Raw genomic sequence first — 22,268 nt, forward strand, 5'->3', positions numbered from 1 at the left:
ATATTCTAAATTCATTGCTTCTTTTTTTACTATTGTGCGAGATTACTAGAAGATCAACCGCTTTTTTCAAAATTGGATCTGATCGCTCGACAATTCGACGACTCATAGATAAAAGGGGCACAATATAAAGAAGCTATAAAGTACTCATTAAGAATACTTGCAAGAGCCTATTCATCAGGCATTACGTCTAAACGGGCTCATACTAAGCTTGTCCGCGAATCTAACGCGAGCCCCATTCAATTATTTTTGCCGTAAATCACAAAATAAATTGTGGATATCCGAAAAGACTCTCTTAATCGGTTGTGAAATCATTGAATTTCTAGTTCGACACCATAAACTCAACGTTATATTCAGTTATCAGAGATAAACTCATGACAAAGAAAGTAATAGCAGAATTTGATTTACTGCTTATCGCAAACCAAATTATCCAATCACATGATGACTACATTGAAGGCATGCGCACAAACAGCGTAGTAGAGAAAGACGATGTACTCATCTTCAAAGGTGAATACTTCCTAGACAGCAATGGAATGCCGACAGAGAATACAACCGCAGTGTTTAACATGTTTAAATACTTAGCGCACCATCTTTCGAAAGAGTTTACGCTTCAGCAATAATTAAAAAGCTTGCCATTTAGGCAAGCTTTTTTACTTCCTGAACCTTTATATACTTCGTATTTTATTGACTCAGCATTTTCAGCTTGTCGAAGTAATCAGGGAATGTCTTTGACGTACAACCTGGATCATTAATGGTCACAGGCGTGTCGCTCAGAGCCACTAGTGAGAAGCACATCGCCATGCGGTGGTCATCATAGGTATCAATCGCCGCGTGTGTCAGTTCAGTAACTGGGTTAACGATGATGTAATCTTCACCCTCTTCAACCTCAGCACCGACTTTACGTAATTCGGTTGCCATCGCAGCCAAACGGTCAGTCTCTTTCACACGCCAGTTGTAGACGTTACGGATAGCCGTTGTGCCTTTCGCAAACAGAGCCGTTGTCGCAATAGTCATCGCAGCATCAGGAATATGGTTATAGTCCATATCAATGCCTTTCAGCTCACCACAACGAGAGATAACGTAGTCATCACCCCATTCGATTTCAGCACCCATTTTTTCAAGGGCATCAGCGAATTGGATATCACCTTGGATACTGTTTTTACCAATACCCGTCACCTTGATCTCGCCGCCTTTAATCGCTGCTGCCGCAAGAAAATAAGAAGCAGAAGATGCATCGCCTTCAACTAAGAAGTCACCCGGAGCTGTGTAAGATTGACCAGTCGGAATCACGAACTCTTGGTAATCGTTATTGATCACGTCCACACCAAATTGTTTCATGATGTGTAGCGTGATATCAATGTAAGGTTTAGAAACCAATTCACCGTCAATTTTGATGGTCACTTCGCCGTCAGCTAACGGTGCGGCCATCAAAAATGCCGTCAAAAACTGGCTAGAGATAGAACCGTCGATTGAAACCGTTCCACTCTTAAGACCAGTACCTGTGATCTTCAATGGTGGGTAGTTTTCGTTTTCTAGATATTCGACTTCAGCGCCGGCTTCTCGTAGTGCCGTTACTAAGTGACCAATCGGACGCTCTTTCATACGAGGCTCGCCTGTCAGAACGTATTCACCACGGCCTAAACACAATGCTGCAGCAAGCGGGCGCATCGCCGTACCTGCGTTACCTAAGAAAAGTTCAAGGGCTTTATCGCTTGAGAATGCACCACCAACACCTGTTACTTCACAAACAGTTTTGTCAGCAGACAGCTGATAATTAACACCTAGTTGAGTCAAGGCATTCAGCATATGACGAATGTCATCACTGTCTAGCAAGTTTGTTAGGCGAGTCGTTCCAGTTGAAAGTGCAGCCAAAAGAAGTGCACGGTTAGAAACACTTTTTGAGCCAGGTAGGTTAACTTCCCCACTCACTTTTTGAATTGGTTGTAACGTAAGGCTTTCCATTAAATCTTATAGTCCTTGTACCACCCGAAGTCACTGGCGCGTATTTATTTTCGGGTGATGAATAATTCTTCGTACTTGCAGACTAACGAACTTTTCCGACGAACTCCAGAGCTAATCCCCCTTATAAAGGTGATTAATTAGCCAATCAATCGTATTTACATACTAGTACGCTAGATCAACACGTACGCCATCGGAAAAATACAGAATTCGCACATCGTCGCCTCGGTTAAACAACATCGAATTATCGACATCTTGGATGATGTTAACTAACTTGTTGTCTTTGGTTTTGACCAATAACTCGACAAGTTTGTACTCGATTTTATATTGTGTATTGCCTCGATTTCGAGCAATCCCTGCACCAGCCACAGCACCAACAGCCGTCGCTACTTCTTTGCCGGTACCACCACCAAACTGGTTACCGATCAAGCCGCCGATCGCAGCACCCAATAAGGTTTCCCAACCATTCGCTTTCGATTCAGCGATCTCTTGTTGAGTGATGTATCTAACCGTATCGATCTCACCATAAACGACTTCGTTCACTGGTCGAGCTTCGTTTCTGTTGTAAGCTGCATTTGCCAACATGGGCAAAACAAGTAAAATCCAAAGCAACTTCTTCATGGTAAAACTCCTAAAGACCTCTTGGTCAGTGATTAATCTGTAACGCGGTACTTATGACTATATACCTAACCGAACTTGATACTACTAGTATAGAGTTTCCTTCGCCCTTCGACGCGCTTGATGAACCCAACGGTCTGCTCGCCTTTGGTGGTGACTTGTCACCAATGCGAATTTTAAATGCTTATAGCCAAGGTATATTTCCATGGTATGGCCCAGGTGAGCCTATACTTTGGTGGAGCCCAGCACCGCGAGCGGTATTTAATCCTAAGACATTTGAACCGTCAAAAAGTCTTAAAAAGTTTCAAAGAAAACACAATTATCGTGTCAGCATAAACCAAGCGACTGACAAAGTGATTGGTTACTGCTCGTCACTAAGGCCTGAAGAAGAAACGTGGCTGAACAATGACATGCAGTCAGCCTATTGTGAACTCGCTTCATTAGGATTCTGTCATTCCGTTGAAGTGTGGCAAGGCGATGAACTGATCGGCGGGCTTTATGGCTTACAAAGAGGCCAAGTCTTTTGCGGTGAATCGATGTTTAGCTTGAAGACCAATGCCTCTAAAATTGCGCTATGGTACTTTTGTAAACACTTTACCCGATTCGGTGGCAAGCTCATCGATTGCCAAGTTATGAATCCTCACTTGGAATCCTTAGGCGCTATCGAGGTCGAGAGAGACGAATTTCTGAGCTCTCTACAGTCACTCAAAGAAACGCCCGTTGACGATGCATGCTTTGAAAGCCAATGGCTAGAGGAAACGCCTTAATGAATCCAGATTTACAACAAATCAGAATTGGATTAACCGACAATCACGCTTGCAGCTACTTACCTCACCTCGAAGAAAGAGTGGCAGTCACGCTTGATGAACACATGCACACCTCAGATAACTATGAAGTTCTACTTGCCAACGGGTTTCGTCGTAGCGGGTCAACGATCTATAAGCCACATTGCGATAATTGCTCAGCGTGCCAAGCCATTCGTCTTTCTATTCCAGAAGTTAAGTTTTCTAAGAGCCAACGACGCGTCCTCAACAAGGCAAAGTCACTTCGTTGGGAACTAAAAGACACGATGGATGACAACTGGTTCGATTTATATAGCCGCTATATTACCGCTCGCCATCGTTCGGGCACTATGTACCCACCAAAGAAGGAAGAGTTTCTACAATTCTCACAAAATGAGTGGCTTACAACAAAGTTTATGCATATCTATGACGAGAACAAGTTAATCGGAATCGCGGTTACCGATGTTATGGCTCATAGCACCAGCGCGTTTTATACCTTCTTCGATCCTGATATCGATATATCCATGGGAACACTTGGCGTTCTATTCCAGATCCAACATGCCCAGAAAGAGCAAAAACAGTGGTTATATTTGGGTTATCAAATCGATGAATGCCCTGCGATGAACTATAAAGTACGATTTCAACGTCATCAAAGGCTAGTAAATCAGCGGTGGCAAGGGTAGAATACGCGACAACTTTACATATTTTGATTTTAACGGCACAATCAAGCCGTTGAAAACCGCCAAATTTCGAAAGAGGATTAGATGGCTAAAGAAGACGTAATCGAGATGCAAGGCACTGTCCTTGATACTCTACCAAACACAATGTTCCGTGTTGAGCTTGAAAACGGTCACGTAGTGACAGCACACATCTCTGGTAAAATGCGTAAGAACTACATCCGTATTCTTACTGGTGATAAAGTAACTGTTGAGATGACTCCATACGACCTTTCTAAAGGCCGCATCGTCTTCCGTGCTCGTTAATTATTAATTATTAATTATTAATTAGCGGATACAATAAGAAGCGGAGCTTAATGCTCCGTTTTTTATCGCCTGAACATTGCCCTTTACATCTCGCATCTCGCATCTCGCATCTCGCATCTCGCATCTCGCATCTCGCATCTCGCATCTCGCATCTCGCATCTCGCAAGCATAAAAAAACGCACAACCTAAGTCATGCGTTTTATAGTTAAGCTTTTGAACTACCCATCAGTTAGTTAGTGCATAACCTCTTCTTTTGCACCAACATAGATGAAGTCAAGTTCGTCTTTCTTCAGAGATACTTTCACCGTACCGCCATCAACCAAGCTACCGAACAGCAATTCATTCGCAAGAGGCTTCTTAAGCTTCTCTTGAATCACACGTCCCATAGGACGAGCGCCCATGGTCTTGTCGTAGCCTTTGTCTGCCAACCAGTGACGAGCATCTTCAGAAACCTCTAGAGATACGCCACGTGCGTCCAGTTGAACCTGAAGCTCAACAATGAACTTGTCGACTACTTGGCTAATCACACTTGGATCCAAGCTGTTGAACCAAATGATGTTATCAAGACGGTTACGGAATTCAGGAGTAAATACCTTCTTAATTTCGCCCATCGCATCTGGTGCATGATCTTGTTGGATCAGGCCGATCGATTTCTTCTCAGTTTCAGCAACACCAGCATTGGTTGTCATCACCAAGATCACGTTACGGAAATCCGCTTTACGGCCGTTGTTATCAGTTAGTGTGCCGTTATCCATCACCTGCAGTAACAGGTTGAAGATATCTGGGTGCGCTTTTTCGATCTCATCAAGTAGCACAACAGAGTGTGGATTCTTGATTACCGCGTCAGTCAGTAGACCACCTTGGTCATAACCAACATAACCAGGAGGAGCACCGATTAGACGGCTCACTGAGTGACGTTCACCGTACTCAGACATATCAAAGCGCAGCAGCTCAATGCCCATCAGTTTAGACAGTTGAACCGTAACCTCGGTTTTACCGACACCAGTAGGACCAGCAAATAGGAATGAACCAACCGGTTTATTGTCTGCACCTAGCCCTGCACGAGTTAGCTTGATCGCCTCGCTCAATACATCGATAGCTGGGTCTTGTCCGAATACCAACATTTTCATGCGGTCATCCAGTTTCTGCAGCGTATCTTTGTCTGAAGACGATACTGACTTCTCAGGAATACGCGCCATTTTCGCAACCATTGACTCAATATCAGCCACACTTACCGTTTTCTTACGACGGCTTGCTGGTGCTAAACGACTACGAGCGCCTGCTTCATCAATTACGTCAATCGCCTTATCAGGTAGGTGACGTTCGTTTATGTATTTAGCAGACAGTTCCACAGCCGCACGCAACGCTTTGTTGGTGTAACGTACTTCGTGGTGAGCTTCGTATTTTGGCTTAAGACCAATCAGAATCTTAGTCGTGTCATCTAATGATGGTTCAACAATATCGATTTTCTGGAAACGACGAGATAGCGCACGCTCCTTCTCAAAAATACTGCTGTACTCTTGGTAAGTTGTTGAGCCGATGCAACGTAACTTACCGCTGCTTAATAGCGGCTTAATTAAGTTTGCGGCATCAACCTGACCGCCCGATGCTGCACCCGCACCAATAATGGTGTGGATCTCATCGATGAATAGGATCGCGTCTTCTTCTTTCTCGAGTTGCTTAAGAATCGCTTTAAAACGTTTCTCAAAATCACCACGATATTTCGTTCCCGCAAGCAGTGAACCAATATCTAAAGAGTAAATCACGCTGCTCTGAATAATTTCAGGCACTTGACCTTCAACAATGCGCCACGCAAGACCTTCAGCGATGGCAGTTTTACCTACACCCGCTTCGCCCACTAGTAGAGGGTTATTCTTACGACGACGACATAGGACTTGAATAGTACGTTCAAGCTCTTTGTCACGGCCAATTAGAGGGTCAATATTACCCTGCTTCGCAACTTCGTTAAGGTTGGTCGCGAAATTTTCTAAACGATCTTCGGAGTTTGCTTCTTCAGCATTTTCTGCACCACCAAATGAATCCGATGATGAAGCACTATCGCCTTCGTTGCTGGCTTTAGTAATGCCGTGTGAGATGAAGTTAACGATGTCTAAGCGACTGATGTCGTTTTTCTTAAGAAGATACGCCGCGTGAGACTCTTGCTCACTAAAAATAGCCACAAGTACGTTTGCACCTGTTACTTCGCTGCGACCTGAAGATTGAACATGAAAAACAGCGCGCTGAAGTACTCGTTGAAAGCTCAATGTTGGCTGAGTTTCACGAGTTTCGTCGCTTTCAGGGATAAGTGGGGTCGTTTGATCGATAAAAATATCGAGCTCATTGCGAAGAGCATCGAGATCAGCCTGACAAGCTTGGAGCGCTTCCTTGGCCGCATCATTTTCTAATAATGCTAGTAGGAGGTGTTCGACAGTCATAAACTCATGTCGCTTGTCTCGCGCACGAGCAAATGCGCCATTTAAACTCGACTCTAATTCTTTATTTAGCATAAGTACCTCCTAAGGGAACAACAGTGTTGTTCGAGCAATTTATACTTGCTCCATTGTACATAGTAGCGGATGCTCATTTTCCTTTGAGTACATCGTGACCTGCGCTACCTTTGTTTCCGCTATTTCAGCACTGTACGTGCCGCATATAGCTTTACCTTCATAATGAACCTTGAGCATCACTTCCGTTGCTTTTTCGATATCTAGTGAGAAGAATCGCTCTAGGATCTCGATTACAAAGTCCATGGGCGTGTAGTCATCGTTATTTAACACAACGTTATACATTGCCGGTGGCTTTACTTTTGTTGCTTCTTTCTCCAGTAAATCTGAGCCTGGAGATGCCCATTCAAAGTTTCTGCTCATATCGCTTTGCTAAGGGTTATTTTTCGGAAGTCGTGAGTGTTTGCCTAATTCAAATTTACCACATTCACGCTTTACGGTGTACTAAGAAACTGCACCGAGAAACAGTACCAAAAAATATTCCTCTATACTGAGCCTAATCCACCATTTCCATCGCTGCAAATAAAAGATCTCGATTAACAGGATTAACATATGTGATTGATTAAAAAGACGCCATAACTATTGATACTGACGATAAGATCACCGCTAAGTTACTATTTAGTTAATAATTTGCAGTTAATCTCGAATGTGATTTGTTATTAAATTTGATCAATTTTATACCAATTTGCTATTGACTGTGCTCAATCATTAGCTACATTGGAGCTAAAAGGTTTTTTAATACATTTTTGCAACATGATTTAAAACCAGTAACACGCTTTAAAACTTAACAATAAGGAATAATTACGCAGGGTAGCGTTAATTTCCGTAAGCAATGTATGAGATTCAAGCTATCAGCTGAAATTCTTTAGGTGATAGGAATGATATCAATCTGACTTACAACAATTGATATAACAACGTTAGTAACAAAATGCATGAGGGATGTATAGCATGGCTACAGGTACAGTAAAATGGTTTAACAATGCCAAAGGGTTTGGCTTTATTTGTCCAGAAGGTGAAGACGGCGATATTTTCGCGCACTACTCCACAATACAAATGGAAGGTTATCGAACCTTAAAGGCTGGTCAGCAGGTCGACTATGAAGTAGAAAGTGGACCTAAAGGCTCGCACGCTAGCTCTGTTGTTCCTGTAGAAGGCAGCGCCGCAAAATAGGCGAATGCCAACTCATGTTAACCTTCATACGTCGTGCTTAACGGCTGACAGGTAAACAGAATATTGAAACCGCTCATTTAATACCTGTAATACAGGATTACGTGAGCGGTTTTTTCGTTTTGGGAGCTCTAAGATTCCCCACTAAACAATGAGTTCGAGGATGTGTTCCTACCAAGCCAGGCCTAGGAGATGACAAAAGAACAAAAAAGACGCTTTAACGTTACCGTTAAAGCGTCTCTCGTTTTGACTTTATCTATTACTTAGCCATCAAACTAAGTAACTCATTAACAAATCACGTTCATGAGTTACTAACGATGAGTCCGATCACTATGCATCAATAAATGCGTTTAGTGTTGAGCTTGGGCGCATTAGTGTTGAAACCAGTGCATCATTAAGTAGGTAGTAACCACCTAAATCACCCGCAACACCTTGCGCGTTGTTCAACTCAGCAACAATCACTTCTTCACTTTCAGCCAGTTGGCTTGCAACACCCGCGAACTCCGCAGCTAGGTCAGCATCAACCGTTTGCTCGGCAAGCGCTTTAGCCCAGTAAGCTGCTAGGTAGTAGTGGCTGCCACGGTTATCAAGCTCGCCCACTTTACGTGAAGGTGACTTGTTGTTGTCTAGGAATTCACCCGTGGCTTTATCAAGTGCGTCAGCCAGAACCTGTGCTTTAGCGTTACCAGTTACTACGCTTAAGTGCTCTAGTGATGCTGCTAATGCTAAGAACTCACCCAGAGAATCCCAACGAAGGTGGTTCTCTTTCTCTACTTGTTGCACGTGCTTAGGAGCAGAACCGCCAGCACCTGTTTCAAACAGACCACCACCGTTCATTAGTGGAACAATCGATAGCATCTTAGCTGATGTACCAAGTTCTAGAATTGGGAACAAGTCAGTTAGGTAATCACGTAATACGTTACCTGTAACCGAAATAGTATCTAGACCTTCTTTGATACGAACTAGTGAGTATTGAGTTGCTTCTAGCGGAGCAAGAATCTTAAGTTCAAGACCATCTGTATCGTGCTCAGGAAGGTAAGCTTCTACTTTCTTAATAAGCTCTGCATCGTGTGCACGAGAAGCATCTAGCCAGAATACAGCTGGAACACCTGTAGCGCGCGCGCGCGTTACCGCAAGCTTAACCCAGTCTTGAATCGGTGCGTCTTTCACCTGACACATACGGAAGATATCGCCTTCCTCTACCTCTTGCTCAAGAAGTACTGCACCAGAAGCATCAACCACTTGAACCTGACCAGCAGCTTCTAGGATGAAAGTCTTATCGTGAGAACCGTACTCTTCTGCTTTTTGAGCCATCAGACCAACGTTTGGTACGCTACCCATGGTTGTTGGGTCGAACGCACCGTTCTCTTTACAGAAATCAATAACCGCTTGGTAGATGCTCGCGTAGCTGCGATCTGGGATCATTGCTTTGGTATCTTTTTGCTTGCCTTCTGGATCCCACATTTGACCTGAAGAACGCAGCATTGCAGGCATAGATGCATCAACAATGATATCGCTTGGTACGTGTAGATTGGTGATACCACGGTCCGAATCAACCATCGCTAGTGGAGGTTGAGTCTCGTATACCGCTTGTAGGTCAGCTTCGATTGCTTCTTTTTGATCTTGAGGAAGTGCCGCAATTTTAGCGTACACGTCGCCAATGCCGTTGTTAACATCAACACCTAACTCTTCAAACAGCTGACCGTGTTTAGCGAATACGTCTTTGTAGTAAACCTTAACCGCGTGACCGAAGATCACTGGGTCAGATACTTTCATCATCGTCGCTTTCATGTGAAGAGAAAGCAGTACACCTTGCTCTTTAGCCGATGCGATCTCTTTTTCAAAGAACGCAACCAAAGCAGCTTTGTTCATTACTGACGCATCGATGATTTCTTTATCTTGCAGTGCAAAAGCTGGCTTGAGTGTTTTCTTAGCGCCATCTTTACCTACAAACTCAATGCTAACTTCAGTAGCACCTTCGATTGTTGTTGATTTCTCGCTACCAAAGAAGTCTTTGTCGTCCATACTTGAAACGTGAGACTTAGAATCTGCAGACCAAGCACCCATTGAGTGTGGGTTTTTCTTTGCGTAGTTTTTAACTGAAAGTGGTGCACGACGGTCAGAGTTACCTTCGCGCAGTACTGGGTTTACAGCACTGCCTTTGATCTTGTCGTAAGTCGCTTTTACTGCTTTCTCTTCGTCAGTGTTTGCTTCTTCTGGGTAGTTAGGAAGTGCGTAGCCTTTTGACTGTAGCTCTTTGATGGTTGCTTGAAGTTGAGGTACGGATGCAGAGATGTTTGGAAGCTTAATGATGTTCGCTTCTGGTGTCTTAGCCAATTCACCTAGTTCTGCTAATGCATCACCAATACGTTGCTCTTCATTCAAGTAATCAGGGAAGTTGGCAATAATGCGCCCTGCAAGTGAAATGTCGCGAGTATCAACGTCAATACCAGAAGAAGCCGTAAAAGATTGAATGATTGGCAGCAAAGAATAAGTTGCTAGTGCCGGAGCTTCGTCTGTAATGGTATAGATGATAGTTGGTTTTTCAGTAGGCATGAAATTTCCCTATAGTTCTGACAAGCTCACTTAAAATAGTGAGAATGTTATAAATTGACCAGTAAGCCACTCTATGAGTGAAAACTGCTTACTCGATAGTCGTACTCTATCTTATTTTTCATGCAATCTAATGACAGCATGAACCAAATCCGTGAGTGCGTTGTTATAATAAAACACGTAGGTATAATTAAACAAATCAGGCTTAAGAGTCCATAAACTTGTTCTATTTTGTGTCTTTTAGGCGCGCAAATGATAGCTCAATTCCGTTTCAGTGAAAACTTTTCAGCACACTTCGTTTACATTTTTGCAAGGTAGTTAACATGTCTACTCGCTCACGCAGCGCATCTCGTTCAGACAAACCCGCTCGTTCTGGCGCCACATTAAAACAAAGCGGCAACAGACAAGGCCGAAACGGTGATAAAAATAACACTGGTAATTCGCATAAGAAATCGCACTCAAGTAAACACAGATACAAAGCGAAACCTGCGAACGCAAAACCTAAAATTGCACTCGAAGATCGCAAGGTTATTTTGTTCAACAAGCCATTCGATACCTTAAGCCAATTCACTGATGGAGAAGGCAGAAAAACACTGGCTGATTTTATTCCAGTTAAAGATGTTTATGCCGCAGGCCGACTTGATCGTGACAGCGAAGGGCTATTGGTCTTGACCAACGATGGCATATTTCAAGCTAAGCTGACTCAACCGAACTCAAAATCACCAAAGACTTACTGGGTACAGGTTGAAGGCGCACCTTCTGAGGAAGATTTAGATAAATTGAGAAAAGGTGTAGAACTAAAAGATGGTATGACGTTACCTGCTAAGGTGGAGTTAATGTCTGAACCTGCTGTTTGGGAGAGAACTCCTCCAGTAAGGTTTAGAGCCGCTATACCAACAACCTGGTTAGCAATTACTATCATTGAAGGGCGCAACCGTCAGGTAAGACGCATGACAGCAAATATCGGCTTCCCTACCCTGCGCCTTATTCGCTATTCAATGGGTGACATGAACGTAGGTCAGCTTCAGCCTGGTGAGTGGAAAGAGATTTAAAGTCTAAATACCGAGAATATAAAAATGGCCGCTAGTTTGAGCGGCCATTTTTATATGCGTTGACAAATATCAGACACAAAAAAGCCAGTCATAAGACTGGCTTTTACAGCGTTACTTAACTAAGAGTTAGACTATTAGAAGTAGTAGTAAGCAGCTGCGAATACGAATGTCTCTTCGTCAGAGCTCTCAGCACGAACACCTTGTGGTACGTCAAGCTCTTGCTTGATATCGATACCCATGTCTAGGCGATCGCTGTGCGTGTACATTACTGCAACGTTCATGTAGCTGTAATCTTTGTCAGCAACAAAATCTTGCTCTTTAGTGTTTGCACCGTAACCAGCAGCAACAGTTACTTGCTCAGATGCAGTGAATGCGCCTGATAGGTAGTAACCAGTGTTCTTCTTATTTGTTGCATTTGTTTTGCTTGCGTCTTTCTCACCGTCATCAATCCAAGTATTGAAACCTAGTTTTACAGCATCGCCAACTTTAACATTACCAGAAACAGAGGTTACCGTGTAATCTGCTTCGTCACGATCTTCGTAACCAGCGTAGATGTTGAAGATTTCGTGTTCGAAACCAACGTAACCGTTCACACCTTTGTCAGCAGCAGAGTGGCTTTCGTCTGTTTCAAAGTAAGAAACACCGTAAGCAAAACCAGAAGTAGCACCTTGGAACTTAACAACGTTGAATGCATCAGAAGCATCGCCAGCAGAAGCACCAAACTCGTAAGTCATATCACCAGCACCATCAACTTTATCTAGAGCTGTATCATTTTCCCAACCGAAAGATGCAACACCAAAACCAGTGTCAAAACCTAACCATGCTTTATCAACGTCAGTATTTGGACCAGACTCGATGCCGCCGTATACTTCTGAAACTTTAGCTGACTCGTTTGTGTCAGAAATGTAGTTCATCATTAAGTCAGTTTCAAAGTAACCAACCCAACGGTTGTTTTTGTAGCTTACAGCTAGTGTTAGAGCAGTTGCCCAATCATCGTAGAATGCACCAGAGTATGAATCGTAGTAACCACCAACACCCCAAGCACCAGATACTGAGAATTGGTCTTTGTGCATGTCTTCAAACTCAAACATTGGCTTAGAGTTTTGAGAACTTGTTTCAACTGCGAATGCAGAAGTTGATACCGCTGCGATAGCTAGCGCTAATAGAGTCTTTTTCATAATAAATCCACTGCCTTTTCTAAGAATGGGAGATCCTTGCCCGGTTCCCTTTTATTTTTTATGACTGGTCATCACCACTCTTTGTTGGTTAATCACCGTCACTAAATTTCGAGGTCTAGATTGCAAAAGATTATCCTGCGTGTCAAATAAACTAAAAACAAACCTAAAAAAAACATAAATCAATCAAAATCAAAGACTTACATTTTTTTTCATTGTTTTACGAGCAGGTTATCCTTAGTTTTACCAGGAAATATAATAACCCAAAAAAAGAACAAAACAGAATTAAACACCACCAACAATCTAAAAAACAACCAACAATCAGAGTTTAACACCTACAAGCCAGTCTTTTTTAATATTTATATTTCGCAAGATAAATAAAATCGTTAAGTTCCTGATGGTTCAGTTTTTTTTTGTGAACAAGATCTACCTTTGGTTCAAAAGCAAGCTATTTCACGGTAAATGTACCGACTAGTGATATGTGCTACTATCCTCGCTCCGTTACGTAGGTCACAGTATGCTAACTACTAAAATTCAAAATTCTATTCGCACCAGTTATCAAAACCTCCAAGATCAGTTGGACAACTTTGTACCTAGACGTGCTCAAAATTACCTTGTTGCAGAAATCGCGAAGACACTTTGTGGTCAATACCACAAAAGTAATCGCATGATTGTTGCTGAAGCAGGAACGGGGATTGGTAAATCACTTGCTTATTTAATGGCGACGATCCCGGTTGCGGTACTCAACAATCGAAAAATCGTCATTTCAACAGCGACAGTTGCACTTCAAGAACAACTCGTAAATAAAGATCTCCCTCTATATAGAAGACTAACTGATAGAGAGTTCTCTTTTATACTCGCCAAAGGTAGACAGCGTTATTGCTGTGCCGAAAAGCTAGCCGCTGCTTGTGGGGTTGATGGTGGTCAGATGGCTATGTTCGAATCCAAGCCAAAGCAAAAAGACATCGAACAATTACAGACCATGTACCGCAGTTTGACTCAAGGTAAATGGGATGGTGACCGTGATTCATGGCCGAAACCAATCGACAATATGATTTGGCAAATGATTGTCAGTGATAAGCACAGCTGTAATAACAGTATGCCTACTCATAGAGACTGCCCTTTCCAAAAAGCACGCTCAGAGCTAGATAAAGCAGACGTGATTATTGCCAATCACAGCTTGGTGATGGCAGACGCTGACTTAGGTGGCGGCGTGATACTGCCAGAGCCAGAAAACAGCATCTATATATTCGATGAGGCTCACCACTTACCACACGTAGCGAGAGATCACTCGTCTGCGGCGGCAAGCTTAAAAGGTGCCGCCTCATGGCTAGAGCGTTTAAATCAATCCATCACCAAGCTTTCAGGCTTGGCGGATGAAAAACGAGTGGGTCGATTCAGAAATGAATTGCAAGATTCTGTACAACAGCTAATTCCTACTCTGACTCAGCTAAGCAAGCAGTTTGACGCCACCCATTTTGAAGATGGATTGTACCGTTTTGAACATGGTGACTTACCAGAATGGTTAGAGAACGAATCTAAAGACCTCAAACAATTGAGTCAAAAAGCAAGTCAGGCTGTCGCGAAGATTGCTGACCTTATTGCTGAACGTGTTAAAGATGGAGAACTTTCAGCGAAATTAGCCGAGCCTGCACTTGCAGAAATCGGCTTCTATATACAGAGAACAGAAAACCTAGCGCAAGTTTGGCGCTTAATGGCCGAACCTAAACGCGAAAAAGGCGCGCCTTTAGCTCGCTGGCTTGAACTCAATAAAGAGAGTGAAGGCGATTTCGTCGTGAATGTTTCACCACTCGAAGTTGGCTGGCAGCTTGACCAACAGATTTGGAGTCGTTGTGTCGGTGCGGTGTTAGTTTCTGCGACCATGAGAGCTCTCAACTCGTTCAGCTTTTTCTGTCACCAAGCGGGGATCAGTCAAAAAGAAGACGATGGCGTGCAATTTCTGGCTTTGGCATCTCCGTTCGATTATCAAAATCAGGCGGAGCTGATTGTGCCTGCCATGAAATACGAACCGCAGGCGCCTCAGTTTACCGAATATCTTATTGAAATTTTGCCTAAGGTAATAGAAGACAACAAAGCCAATCTCGTTCTATTCTCTTCTTACTGGCAAATGAATAAAGTTGCAGAAGCTTTGGCAACAGATTTCGTTAAAAAGTCATGGGCTTTACAGGTTCAAGGTGATACTTCACGCACCGAAATCCTAAAAAAACATAAAAAGCTTATAGACCAAGGTAAAACAAGCGTTCTTTTTGGAACTGGCAGCTTTTCAGAGGGTCTTGATCTACCAGGAGAGCTTCTTGAAAACCTGGTTATTACCAAGATTCCTTTTGGCGTTCCTACGTCACCTGTAGAACAAGCGCATTCAGAATATATTGAATCACGTGGCGGTAATCCTTTTATGCAGATAACTGTTCCAGAAGCGAGTAAAAAGCTTATTCAATCTGTCGGTCGACTACTGCGTAAAGAACGAGATTCTGGTAAAGTCACGATCCTTGATAGACGCATAGTCACGAAGCGATACGGGAAGTCCCTACTCGACTCACTACCGCCTTTTAAAAGAACAATAAAATACTAATTTTCCTACCCTAAAGGTAGTTATGGGCCAGTTATCGCTAGGCCCTGCATTCACAACCCAACATGATTAATCCATCGATTATTCGTGTGGCTGCCTCAACAGCCAATAACGAGAACACTAGCTATTTATGGAAATGATTGAGCCAACCATGTTGGTTATCCTCGCTCTAGTTGCATTTGCAGCGGGCTTTATTGATGCTGTCGCTGGTGGTGGTGGGATGTTAACCGTCCCAGCTTTGCTGTCGCTTGGCCTGCCGCCACATATTGCACTAGGGACAAACAAGCTCGCTGCAACATTTGCCTCATCGACCGCAGCCTTTACTTACTATCGTAAAAAGCTATTTAAGCCCGAATGTTGGATCAACGCATTCATTGCCACCTTGATAGGCGCGACTATTGGTACTTTAACCGTTGATGCGATAAGCACTGAGTGGCTAGAGAAAGTACTACCATTAGTTATTCTTGCTGCAGCGGTCTATACCATTTTTCACAAGACACCGAATGCCAATCACAACGTGTCACCGAAACCTTGCCCTGTGCTTAAGAAAAAGCAAAAGTATCAAGGTTTCATTCTTGGCTTTTACGATGGCGTTGCAGGCCCGGGAACTGGCGCATTTTGGACAGTAAGTTCTATGGTGCTTTATCGCCTAAACATCTTACTTGCTTCAGGCCTGTCCAAAGCAATGAACTTTACCAGTAACTTCACTTCTTTAGTGACCTTTGCAATTCTTGGTCATATTGATTGGGTTCTTGGTTTAACCATGGGCGTTTGCTTAATGGCCGGGGCATTCGTTGGTGCACACTCTGCAATTCGTTTTGGTGCGACATTTATACGACCTGTGTTTGTGACTGTGGTCAGCGTGCTTGCAATTAAACTGGCTTATGAAGCGTGGTTTGTAAACTTATAGCCACCAGCAAACGGGAAGCAAAATGAATCAGTTTTCAAAGCTCAAAAGTGTTATCGATACCTTGATAGGCCATTGCTCTCAGGTCGATAAGTCTCGTGGCGCTTATCATCAAGCGCTGTTCGATCGAGCCTTGTTTAAGTGTGGAGCCTCGACTCTTCTTCCCTATGCCCTTGAAACTCAGGCGACTTATAACACCATTATTCGTGAACAGAGCACCAATCAGCTCACTTCATCACGAGCAAATTATCTGACAGAAAGGCTAACCAACCAGATTGCAGCGATTCAGCGAGAGTTAGCCAACCACGATTTGCGCCTAGATAGGAAAAGTAAATCAGGGAAAAGCTTAAACGACTTGTACAACGAACTCGCACAACACCAAGATTGGCAGAAGCGACTCGTCGATTTAGTTCAAACACGAAAATTAGCGTTTGATTCTGCGCCACGCCACCATAAGAAAAAAGCGGAAGAGGCTTGGCAACTCGCAAAAGAACGATTGGAACGCTGTGAGGACTCAATGAAGAACATTGAGAGATTGATTAACTTAGAGAACCCTAAGCGAAATGAGCACTGATAACACATCATCACCACTGGATAATGCACCTGAAGAAGTTAAGTTAGCTGTCGACCTTATCTACTTACTCGAAAGCAACGAGATCGATCCTAAGGTTGCGTTAGAAGCAATTAAGATTGTCCAGCAAGATTTACAAGCCAAACTAGCATCTAGCATCTAGCATCTAGCATAAAAATATACAGGATTCACATGTACCAACTTAGCTTTTCTATGCCCGAGTTTCTTGAAAACTACTGGCATAAAAAACCAACCATCTTAAAAGGTGGCTTGCAAAATTTCGTCGACCCAATTTCGCCGGAAGAACTTGCTGGTTTATCGATGGAAGAAGAAGTGGATTCTCGCTTTGTTTCTAACCTCGACAACAAATGGACAGCCGAACACGGTCCATTCACTGAAGAGAAGTTTGGGGAACTCACTGAAACGCATTGGCAATTGATCGTTCAAGCAGCCAACCATTGGCATCAAGGTGCAAATCAACTGACTGAAGCGTTCCAACAACTACCAAACTGGTTGTTCGACGATCTGATGATTTGCTACTCAGCACCTGAAGGCGGTGTTGGCCCTCACATTGATCAATACGATGTATTCATCATTCAAGGCCAAGGTAAGCGTCAATGGAAAGTGGGCGAAAAAGATGTTGGTCAATACAAAGAGACCGTACAAGCTTCTGCTCTACGCCAAATAGAAGGCTTTGAGCCAATCATTGATGAAACCTTAGAGCCAGGTGATATCCTTTATATCCCGCCAGGCTTCCCACACGAAGGCAACACGCTTGAACCATCAATGAGCTACTCGATTGGCTACCGCTCTCCTAAAGAGCAAGAGCTAATCAGTAACTTTGCCGACTTTGTGCTTGCTCATGATATGGGCGACGTGCACCTGCATGATCCAGAGTTCAAAACGCAAGATGGCTACGGCAAGATTCGTTCGTCAGATTTGAGTAACCTAACTGATATGTTGAAGTCCGCATTAGAACAGCCTGAAACCGTGAGTGATTTCATGGGTTGTTTACTGAGCCAATCACGCCATCAACTTGATATCGTTGCCCCAGAGCCACTATGGACTCAAGAAGAGATTGCTCAACACTTGGAGTCAGAAGGTGAAATCCACCGAGTGTCAGGCTTAAAAGCGCTCTACCACGAAAATGAAAGCAACACAGCTTACATCAATGGTGAAGTGGTTAAGGTTGATGAAGCGGATTCTTCTTTACTCAACATACTTTGCGATGAGACTGTAATTACTTCGGCTACTGCCCTATCTTCTTCTGGTATAACGGTCGTGACTGAATTAGTGAACAAAGGCTACTGGTTCATCGAAGAGTAAACAGTATCAACCACTCGTTATCGACTCACTTTGGTAGCAAGATATAAAAAAAGGGACAAATGAAGATTTCATTTGTCCCTTTTTCAATTCAAGAGTTGGTTAGGTCTTAATCGTTATACTTTGAACTGATTAACTAATTTCTGCTGCTGTTGAGACAGCTGATCAATTTCATTACCCACTTGCTCAGAAGCCGCGGCTTGTTCCAAGATCTTCGCACTCAAGTCTCGAATGTTAACCACACTTTGATTCACTTCACCAGACACAGATTGCTGCTCTTCTGCCGCTCTTACGATCTGATTGTTCATATCACTGATCGCTTCTATCGAAGTAAAGATCGAACCCAGATCCTCAACCGCTTTTTGGACATGTAAGGCAGTGTCATTGGCGAGAATATTGCCTTCTTGTATCGCCTCAACAACATCTTGAGTACCTGCATGAACCTTATCGATAACCGCTCTGATTTCACCAACTGATGATTGTGTGCGGCTTGCTAGGTTTCTTACTTCATCAGCAACAACCGCAAAGCCTCGACCTTGCTCACCCGCCCTTGCCGCTTCAATCGCAGCATTCAGTGCTAGTAGGTTAGTCTGTTCAGAGATCCCCTCGATAACACTTAAGATCTCAGTGATGTTTCCATTATTCTTCGCTAGCTCTTCAACAATAGGCACAGCACTCGACATACGCTCCACCAGCTTTCTCATTTCACCGGCTGAAAGCTCGATAACTTCTTGCCCTTGCTGAGCAGAACGGTTCGCTTCGCACGCTGCGTCCACGGCAACTTCTGCGTTTTGTACCACTAAACCTGCGGTTTGAGTCATCTCTTCTGCCGCTGTTGCAACTAAATCGACTTCTTTGAATTGAGATTCGCTGCTTTCACGTGTGCTTGATGCAGACGCTTTCGCTTGGCTAGTTGTGCTCGCTACCTGCTCCGTTGTTAGAACCACTTCTTTGATTGTGTGCTGAAGCTTATCTAAGAACAGGTTAAACCCTTTCGATAACTGGCCGATTTCATCCTGAGATTTCACTTCTAAGCGCTGCGTTAAATCGCCTTCACCAGAAGCAATATCATTCAACCTTTCTACCACCTGTCGAATTGGCTTAACAATAGACAGTGAAGCAAATGCAATAATAGCTAGACCAAAGAAAATAAACACAGTACCTGCGATCACTTCTGTCTTGATGCCTTCACTTAACTTAGTACTAATGATGGAATCCAATTTATTTGCATCGGCGACGACACTCTCTCTTGGGATCTCGAACAACACACCCCAAGTTTGGTTCGCAGCGACAACAGGCGCAAATGCGAGTAACCACTCACCGTTCTCACTCCATTGCGTTGTCACTTCGCCACCAAAGATAAAATCGGTCATCAAGTCGCTGTTTGTGTTGTTACTTTGGAAGCTCGAACCAACTGCAATGCTTGAATCATCAGAAGCAATAACAGAACCGTCTAGGCTCACCACGTAAACCGCACCTGCGCCATCGAACAAGCTTTGGTCAGATTGAGTCACTACATTGGTTAAGCCATCGAGTCTTAGATCAATCCCTAAGAAACCAATCGCCATATCATCGACTAAGATAGGCACAGAGATTGAAGAAGTCAGTAAGGTTTTACCCCCGCTGTTTACAACTCTTGGCGTACTAATACATGTTTGCCCTGATGACAAAGGACAGTAGAAACGCTCACTGTTGCTATCGTCACTCAAAGTCGATTCTGAAAGCACATTCGGCAGAACATTCTCACCATTGTCTGCCACCTTCCAATAAGGTGCAAAGCGGCCTTTTTCGTTAGATCCGACATAATCGGCATCAACGTAGTTCGCGTCTTCACTATCGAGTAAGTCTGGCTTAAAGACTAAATACGCCCCTTGAATCGAATCAAAGTTTAAAACTGAACGACGCACCATCTCGTCCAACGCAGTACGAAGCTCTTCACTTGGCGTAAAGTTTTCATCGGCATTGTTCTTTAAAAACTGAGCACTCGCCGCTAGCATCTCTGCGCGGTAAATCGCTTCGTCGACGTAACGTTGAGTTTCTTGAGCATTAAGCTGAGAAACAGACGCCAACAACTGCTGAGTTTTATTGATAACTGATTCTGAGCTTTGAGATTTGATGACTTGTTGATTACTCGTCGCGTTGTAGATCGAGAAACCAATAAGAGACAGTGAAGTAATGATTAGGCAACAACCTGCTAAGAGGGTTATTTTCCACTGTACCGATAGAGAGCGCATTTAATATCCTTATTTAAGCCAAAAGACTTCCTTAACCATAACTCTCACATTGATAACGAATTGCTGTCTACAATGTTAATGAGTTAGACGAATAGCTTAGCGGATGATTACAGCACAATTTGCACACATATAAAACGAAAGTTTACATAAATGTTAATAAGTCGTGTTTTTTGTCTTTTGTTACTGTGATTTCAAGAGCTTTCAGCTTGTCACGCCAAGTTAAACTATTGAAGCAAGAACGCCCAACTAGCGGTATTCGCAACTTAGAGAGATGTTTGAACTAACACTATTAATGGGAATATTGCTTTATCAAAGAGACATTTCAAGGAAGCCCATCCCCCACACTCTACATACCTAGAACACAGTGATTTCGGATTATTTTTTCTAATCCAAGTTATAGATTTTTATCTTGATCAACTTCACATTTTTTGATTGCTAAGTCGTCAATCAAGCTCTAATATCTCGCGCCTAGATTCCCTGAATACTTTATTCTTTTGGCTCTCCTTAATGGAGCGCTAAGGCTTTTTACGTCTTTAATTTTTGGAGAGATACGCAAATGTCTGCCTCGTTTCCATTAGCGAAACTTACCTTTTTAATCGCTATTCTGACAGCCGTAGGTCAAATGACTCAAACGATGTACGTGCCTTCTATCGGTCATATGGCGGGTGAGTTCTTGGTTTCTGCGTCTTCACTTCAAGCTGTGATGGCGTGCTACTTGATCCCTTATGGTCTGTCGCAATTTGTTTACGGCCCGCTTTCTGATCGCCTAGGTCGTAAACCTATCATCGTTGCAGGTTTGATCATCTACATCATAGGTACTTTGGTGGCGTTGTTCGCTCATGAGTATCAATGGTTCCTAGTGGGTAGCTTTATCCAAGGCTTAGGCATCGGTTGTGGCGGTGCGATGTCTCGTACATTGACTCGTGACTGTTTTGAAGGCGCAGAGCTGCACCGTGCAAATAGCTTAATCAGCATGTGTGTGATTTTCTCACCATTAATGGCGCCTGTTCTGGGTGGTTACCTAACAGAAGCTTTCGGTTGGCGTTCTAGCTACTTGTTCCTAGCACTGTTTGGTATCGCTGTAGTGATCACCATGATGACGAGCATGATGGAAACTCTGCCAAAAGAACGACGCAAAAACGAGTCTGTTGTAAACAGCTACAAATTCGTTCTGTCTGACAAACGCTTCCAAGGTTTCTTACTAGTATTAGTGGCAACATTTGCGGGCGTCGCAGTATTTGAAGCAGCGGCAGGTGTACTACTTGGTGGCGTGCTGGGTTTACCGGCAACCACAGTAAGCTTGTTGTTTGTTTTGCCTATTCCAGGCTACTTAGTCGGTGCTGGCCTATCTAGCTACATTGCACAACGTCGCTCTGAGCGCCGCGCACTGAATGTTGGTCTGGTGTCGATCTTAGTCGGCTCAGCGGTGGTGCTGATACCGGGTCTGTTTGGTCAAACAACAGCACTAACTTTGATTGGCGGTGCAACCATTTACTTCTTGGGTGCCGGTATCTTATTCCCAGCGGCAACTACAGGTGCACTTTCGCCATTCCCATACCATGCAGGTACAGGAGGCGCGATCTTAGGCGGGATGCAAAACCTAGGTGCTGGTATCGCAACACTATTGGCATCGTTCTTCCCGGCTCAAGACCAACTGCCACTCGGTTGTTTGATGATTGCAATGTCATTTATCGTGATGCTTGGTTTACGTTGGGTCAATCGTAAACCTGACCACTCAAACGAAATGCCATTGGCTATCTAAAGTAAAATTCGAATCCTTCCCAAACGAAGAAAAGGGACATACTGATAAGTGTGTCCCTTTTTGTTACCCGTTTCCACTTGCCCACATCTAT

At 43.5% G+C, this 22,268-nt stretch carries 19 protein-coding genes; 12 read left to right on the top strand and 7 right to left on the bottom strand.

Annotated features, from left to right (window positions below; all coding sequences use genetic code 11):
- Window positions 1-371: 371 nt before the first annotated feature.
- Window positions 372-617 carry a YciN family protein gene (locus tag OCV12_RS10670; protein WP_017630857.1) on the top strand — a complete coding sequence of 82 codons (246 nt, stop codon included), beginning with the start codon at window positions 372-374 and terminating at the stop codon, window positions 615-617.
- Window positions 618-678: 61 nt separating this feature from the next.
- Here OCV12_RS10670 and aroA read toward each other — a convergent pair whose 3' ends face one another.
- Both aroA and OCV12_RS10680 read right to left on the bottom strand, forming a co-directional pair.
- Window positions 679-1,959, bottom strand: coding sequence for a 3-phosphoshikimate 1-carboxyvinyltransferase (gene aroA / locus OCV12_RS10675; protein WP_261884634.1), 1,281 nt, complete (start codon window positions 1,957-1,959; stop codon window positions 679-681).
- A gap of 162 nt (window positions 1,960-2,121) precedes the next feature.
- The gene (locus tag OCV12_RS10680) at window positions 2,122-2,577 is read right to left on the bottom strand and encodes an outer membrane lipoprotein (RefSeq protein ID WP_261884635.1); all 456 of its coding nucleotides are present in this window, start codon (window positions 2,575-2,577) and stop codon (window positions 2,122-2,124) included.
- Window positions 2,578-2,630: 53 nt separating this feature from the next.
- Between OCV12_RS10680 and aat the strand changes: the two genes are divergently transcribed.
- The 3 genes from aat (at window position 2,631) to infA (ending at window position 4,339) form a co-directional block, all read left to right on the top strand.
- The gene (gene aat / locus OCV12_RS10685; protein WP_261884636.1) at window positions 2,631-3,341 is read left to right on the top strand and encodes a leucyl/phenylalanyl-tRNA--protein transferase; all 711 of its coding nucleotides are present in this window, start codon (window positions 2,631-2,633) and stop codon (window positions 3,339-3,341) included.
- Entirely contained in the window at window positions 3,341-4,039 is a 699-nt protein-coding gene (locus OCV12_RS10690) for an arginyltransferase (RefSeq protein ID WP_261884637.1), read from the top strand. The genes aat and OCV12_RS10690 overlap by 1 nt, the downstream gene beginning before the upstream one ends.
- 81 nt (window positions 4,040-4,120) lie before the next feature.
- Complete coding sequence (infA, locus tag OCV12_RS10695) at window positions 4,121-4,339, top strand: translation initiation factor IF-1 (protein WP_001040192.1); 219 nt, start codon at window positions 4,121-4,123, stop codon at window positions 4,337-4,339.
- Window positions 4,340-4,572: 233 nt separating this feature from the next.
- On the opposite strand, the gene clpA is transcribed toward infA, so the two are convergent.
- Complete coding sequence (gene clpA / locus OCV12_RS10700) at window positions 4,573-6,846, bottom strand: ATP-dependent Clp protease ATP-binding subunit ClpA (RefSeq protein ID WP_176680149.1); 2,274 nt, start codon at window positions 6,844-6,846, stop codon at window positions 4,573-4,575.
- A 39-nt stretch (window positions 6,847-6,885) separates the two neighbouring features.
- Window positions 6,886-7,206 carry an ATP-dependent Clp protease adapter ClpS gene (clpS, locus tag OCV12_RS10705; protein ID WP_004737430.1) on the bottom strand — a complete coding sequence of 107 codons (321 nt, stop codon included), beginning with the start codon at window positions 7,204-7,206 and terminating at the stop codon, window positions 6,886-6,888.
- Window positions 7,207-7,791: 585 nt separating this feature from the next.
- Between clpS and cspD the strand changes: the two genes are divergently transcribed.
- Window positions 7,792-8,013: a cold shock domain-containing protein CspD gene (gene cspD, locus OCV12_RS10710; RefSeq protein ID WP_004736548.1), complete on the top strand. Its 222-nt coding sequence runs from the start codon at window positions 7,792-7,794 to the stop codon at window positions 8,011-8,013.
- 327 nt (window positions 8,014-8,340) lie between these two features.
- On the opposite strand, the gene OCV12_RS10715 is transcribed toward cspD, so the two are convergent.
- On the bottom strand, window positions 8,341-10,566 hold the full coding sequence (locus tag OCV12_RS10715) for an NADP-dependent isocitrate dehydrogenase (RefSeq protein ID WP_261884638.1): 2,226 nt from the start codon (window positions 10,564-10,566) through the stop codon (window positions 8,341-8,343).
- Window positions 10,567-10,886: 320 nt separating this feature from the next.
- Between OCV12_RS10715 and OCV12_RS10720 the strand changes: the two genes are divergently transcribed.
- Window positions 10,887-11,615 carry a pseudouridine synthase gene (locus OCV12_RS10720; protein WP_176680152.1) on the top strand — a complete coding sequence of 243 codons (729 nt, stop codon included), beginning with the start codon at window positions 10,887-10,889 and terminating at the stop codon, window positions 11,613-11,615.
- A 134-nt stretch (window positions 11,616-11,749) separates the two neighbouring features.
- On the opposite strand, the gene OCV12_RS10725 is transcribed toward OCV12_RS10720, so the two are convergent.
- Window positions 11,750-12,793: a porin gene (locus OCV12_RS10725; RefSeq protein ID WP_176680153.1), complete on the bottom strand. Its 1,044-nt coding sequence runs from the start codon at window positions 12,791-12,793 to the stop codon at window positions 11,750-11,752.
- Window positions 12,794-13,307: 514 nt separating this feature from the next.
- Between OCV12_RS10725 and dinG the strand changes: the two genes are divergently transcribed.
- From dinG to OCV12_RS10750, 5 genes are all read left to right on the top strand, one after another.
- Window positions 13,308-15,383: an ATP-dependent DNA helicase DinG gene (dinG, locus tag OCV12_RS10730; RefSeq protein WP_261884639.1), complete on the top strand. Its 2,076-nt coding sequence runs from the start codon at window positions 13,308-13,310 to the stop codon at window positions 15,381-15,383.
- 127 nt (window positions 15,384-15,510) lie between these two features.
- Window positions 15,511-16,290 (top strand): sulfite exporter TauE/SafE family protein, encoded by a 780-nt coding sequence (locus OCV12_RS10735; RefSeq protein WP_261884640.1) that lies wholly within the window; start codon window positions 15,511-15,513, stop codon window positions 16,288-16,290.
- A gap of 22 nt (window positions 16,291-16,312) precedes the next feature.
- Window positions 16,313-16,861: a primosomal replication protein gene (locus tag OCV12_RS10740; protein ID WP_048659684.1), complete on the top strand. Its 549-nt coding sequence runs from the start codon at window positions 16,313-16,315 to the stop codon at window positions 16,859-16,861.
- Entirely contained in the window at window positions 16,851-17,021 is a 171-nt protein-coding gene (gene rsmS, locus OCV12_RS10745) for a pleiotropic regulatory protein RsmS (RefSeq protein ID WP_017111064.1), read from the top strand. Before OCV12_RS10740 ends, rsmS begins: the two co-directional genes overlap by 11 nt.
- A 29-nt stretch (window positions 17,022-17,050) precedes the next feature.
- The gene (locus OCV12_RS10750) at window positions 17,051-18,184 is read left to right on the top strand and encodes a ribosomal protein uL16 3-hydroxylase (protein ID WP_261884641.1); all 1,134 of its coding nucleotides are present in this window, start codon (window positions 17,051-17,053) and stop codon (window positions 18,182-18,184) included.
- A 113-nt stretch (window positions 18,185-18,297) separates the two neighbouring features.
- Here the strand turns inward: OCV12_RS10750 and OCV12_RS10755 are convergent, their stop codons facing one another.
- Window positions 18,298-20,415, bottom strand: coding sequence for a methyl-accepting chemotaxis protein (locus tag OCV12_RS10755; RefSeq protein WP_261884642.1), 2,118 nt, complete (start codon window positions 20,413-20,415; stop codon window positions 18,298-18,300).
- 556 nt (window positions 20,416-20,971) lie between these two features.
- On the opposite strand from OCV12_RS10755, the gene emrD reads away from it, so the two are divergent.
- A complete protein-coding gene (gene emrD, locus OCV12_RS10760; protein ID WP_239847915.1) occupies window positions 20,972-22,177 on the top strand; it encodes a multidrug efflux MFS transporter EmrD in 1,206 nt (401 codons plus the stop codon).
- The last annotated feature ends 91 nt before the right edge of the window (window positions 22,178-22,268 follow it).

This window comes from Vibrio pomeroyi (genome assembly GCF_024347595.1).
GTDB classification, from domain to species: Bacteria; Pseudomonadota; Gammaproteobacteria; order Enterobacterales; family Vibrionaceae; genus Vibrio; species Vibrio pomeroyi.

Coding starts and splice junctions, on each gene's coding strand:
- OCV12_RS10670 (WP_017630857.1), top strand. CDS start 372: ATGACAAAGAAAGTAATAGCAGAATTTGATTTACTGCTTATCGCAAAC.
- aroA (WP_261884634.1), bottom strand. CDS start 1,959: ATGGAAAGCCTTACGTTACAACCAATTCAAAAAGTGAGTGGGGAAGTT.
- OCV12_RS10680 (WP_261884635.1), bottom strand. CDS start 2,577: ATGAAGAAGTTGCTTTGGATTTTACTTGTTTTGCCCATGTTGGCAAAT.
- aat (WP_261884636.1), top strand. CDS start 2,631: ATGACTATATACCTAACCGAACTTGATACTACTAGTATAGAGTTTCCT.
- OCV12_RS10690 (WP_261884637.1), top strand. CDS start 3,341: ATGAATCCAGATTTACAACAAATCAGAATTGGATTAACCGACAATCAC.
- infA (WP_001040192.1), top strand. CDS start 4,121: ATGGCTAAAGAAGACGTAATCGAGATGCAAGGCACTGTCCTTGATACT.
- clpA (WP_176680149.1), bottom strand. CDS start 6,846: ATGCTAAATAAAGAATTAGAGTCGAGTTTAAATGGCGCATTTGCTCGT.
- clpS (WP_004737430.1), bottom strand. CDS start 7,206: ATGAGCAGAAACTTTGAATGGGCATCTCCAGGCTCAGATTTACTGGAG.
- cspD (WP_004736548.1), top strand. CDS start 7,792: ATGGCTACAGGTACAGTAAAATGGTTTAACAATGCCAAAGGGTTTGGC.
- OCV12_RS10715 (WP_261884638.1), bottom strand. CDS start 10,566: ATGCCTACTGAAAAACCAACTATCATCTATACCATTACAGACGAAGCT.
- OCV12_RS10720 (WP_176680152.1), top strand. CDS start 10,887: ATGTCTACTCGCTCACGCAGCGCATCTCGTTCAGACAAACCCGCTCGT.
- OCV12_RS10725 (WP_176680153.1), bottom strand. CDS start 12,793: ATGAAAAAGACTCTATTAGCGCTAGCTATCGCAGCGGTATCAACTTCT.
- dinG (WP_261884639.1), top strand. CDS start 13,308: ATGCTAACTACTAAAATTCAAAATTCTATTCGCACCAGTTATCAAAAC.
- OCV12_RS10735 (WP_261884640.1), top strand. CDS start 15,511: ATGGAAATGATTGAGCCAACCATGTTGGTTATCCTCGCTCTAGTTGCA.
- OCV12_RS10740 (WP_048659684.1), top strand. CDS start 16,313: ATGAATCAGTTTTCAAAGCTCAAAAGTGTTATCGATACCTTGATAGGC.
- rsmS (WP_017111064.1), top strand. CDS start 16,851: ATGAGCACTGATAACACATCATCACCACTGGATAATGCACCTGAAGAA.
- OCV12_RS10750 (WP_261884641.1), top strand. CDS start 17,051: ATGTACCAACTTAGCTTTTCTATGCCCGAGTTTCTTGAAAACTACTGG.
- OCV12_RS10755 (WP_261884642.1), bottom strand. CDS start 20,415: ATGCGCTCTCTATCGGTACAGTGGAAAATAACCCTCTTAGCAGGTTGT.
- emrD (WP_239847915.1), top strand. CDS start 20,972: ATGTCTGCCTCGTTTCCATTAGCGAAACTTACCTTTTTAATCGCTATT.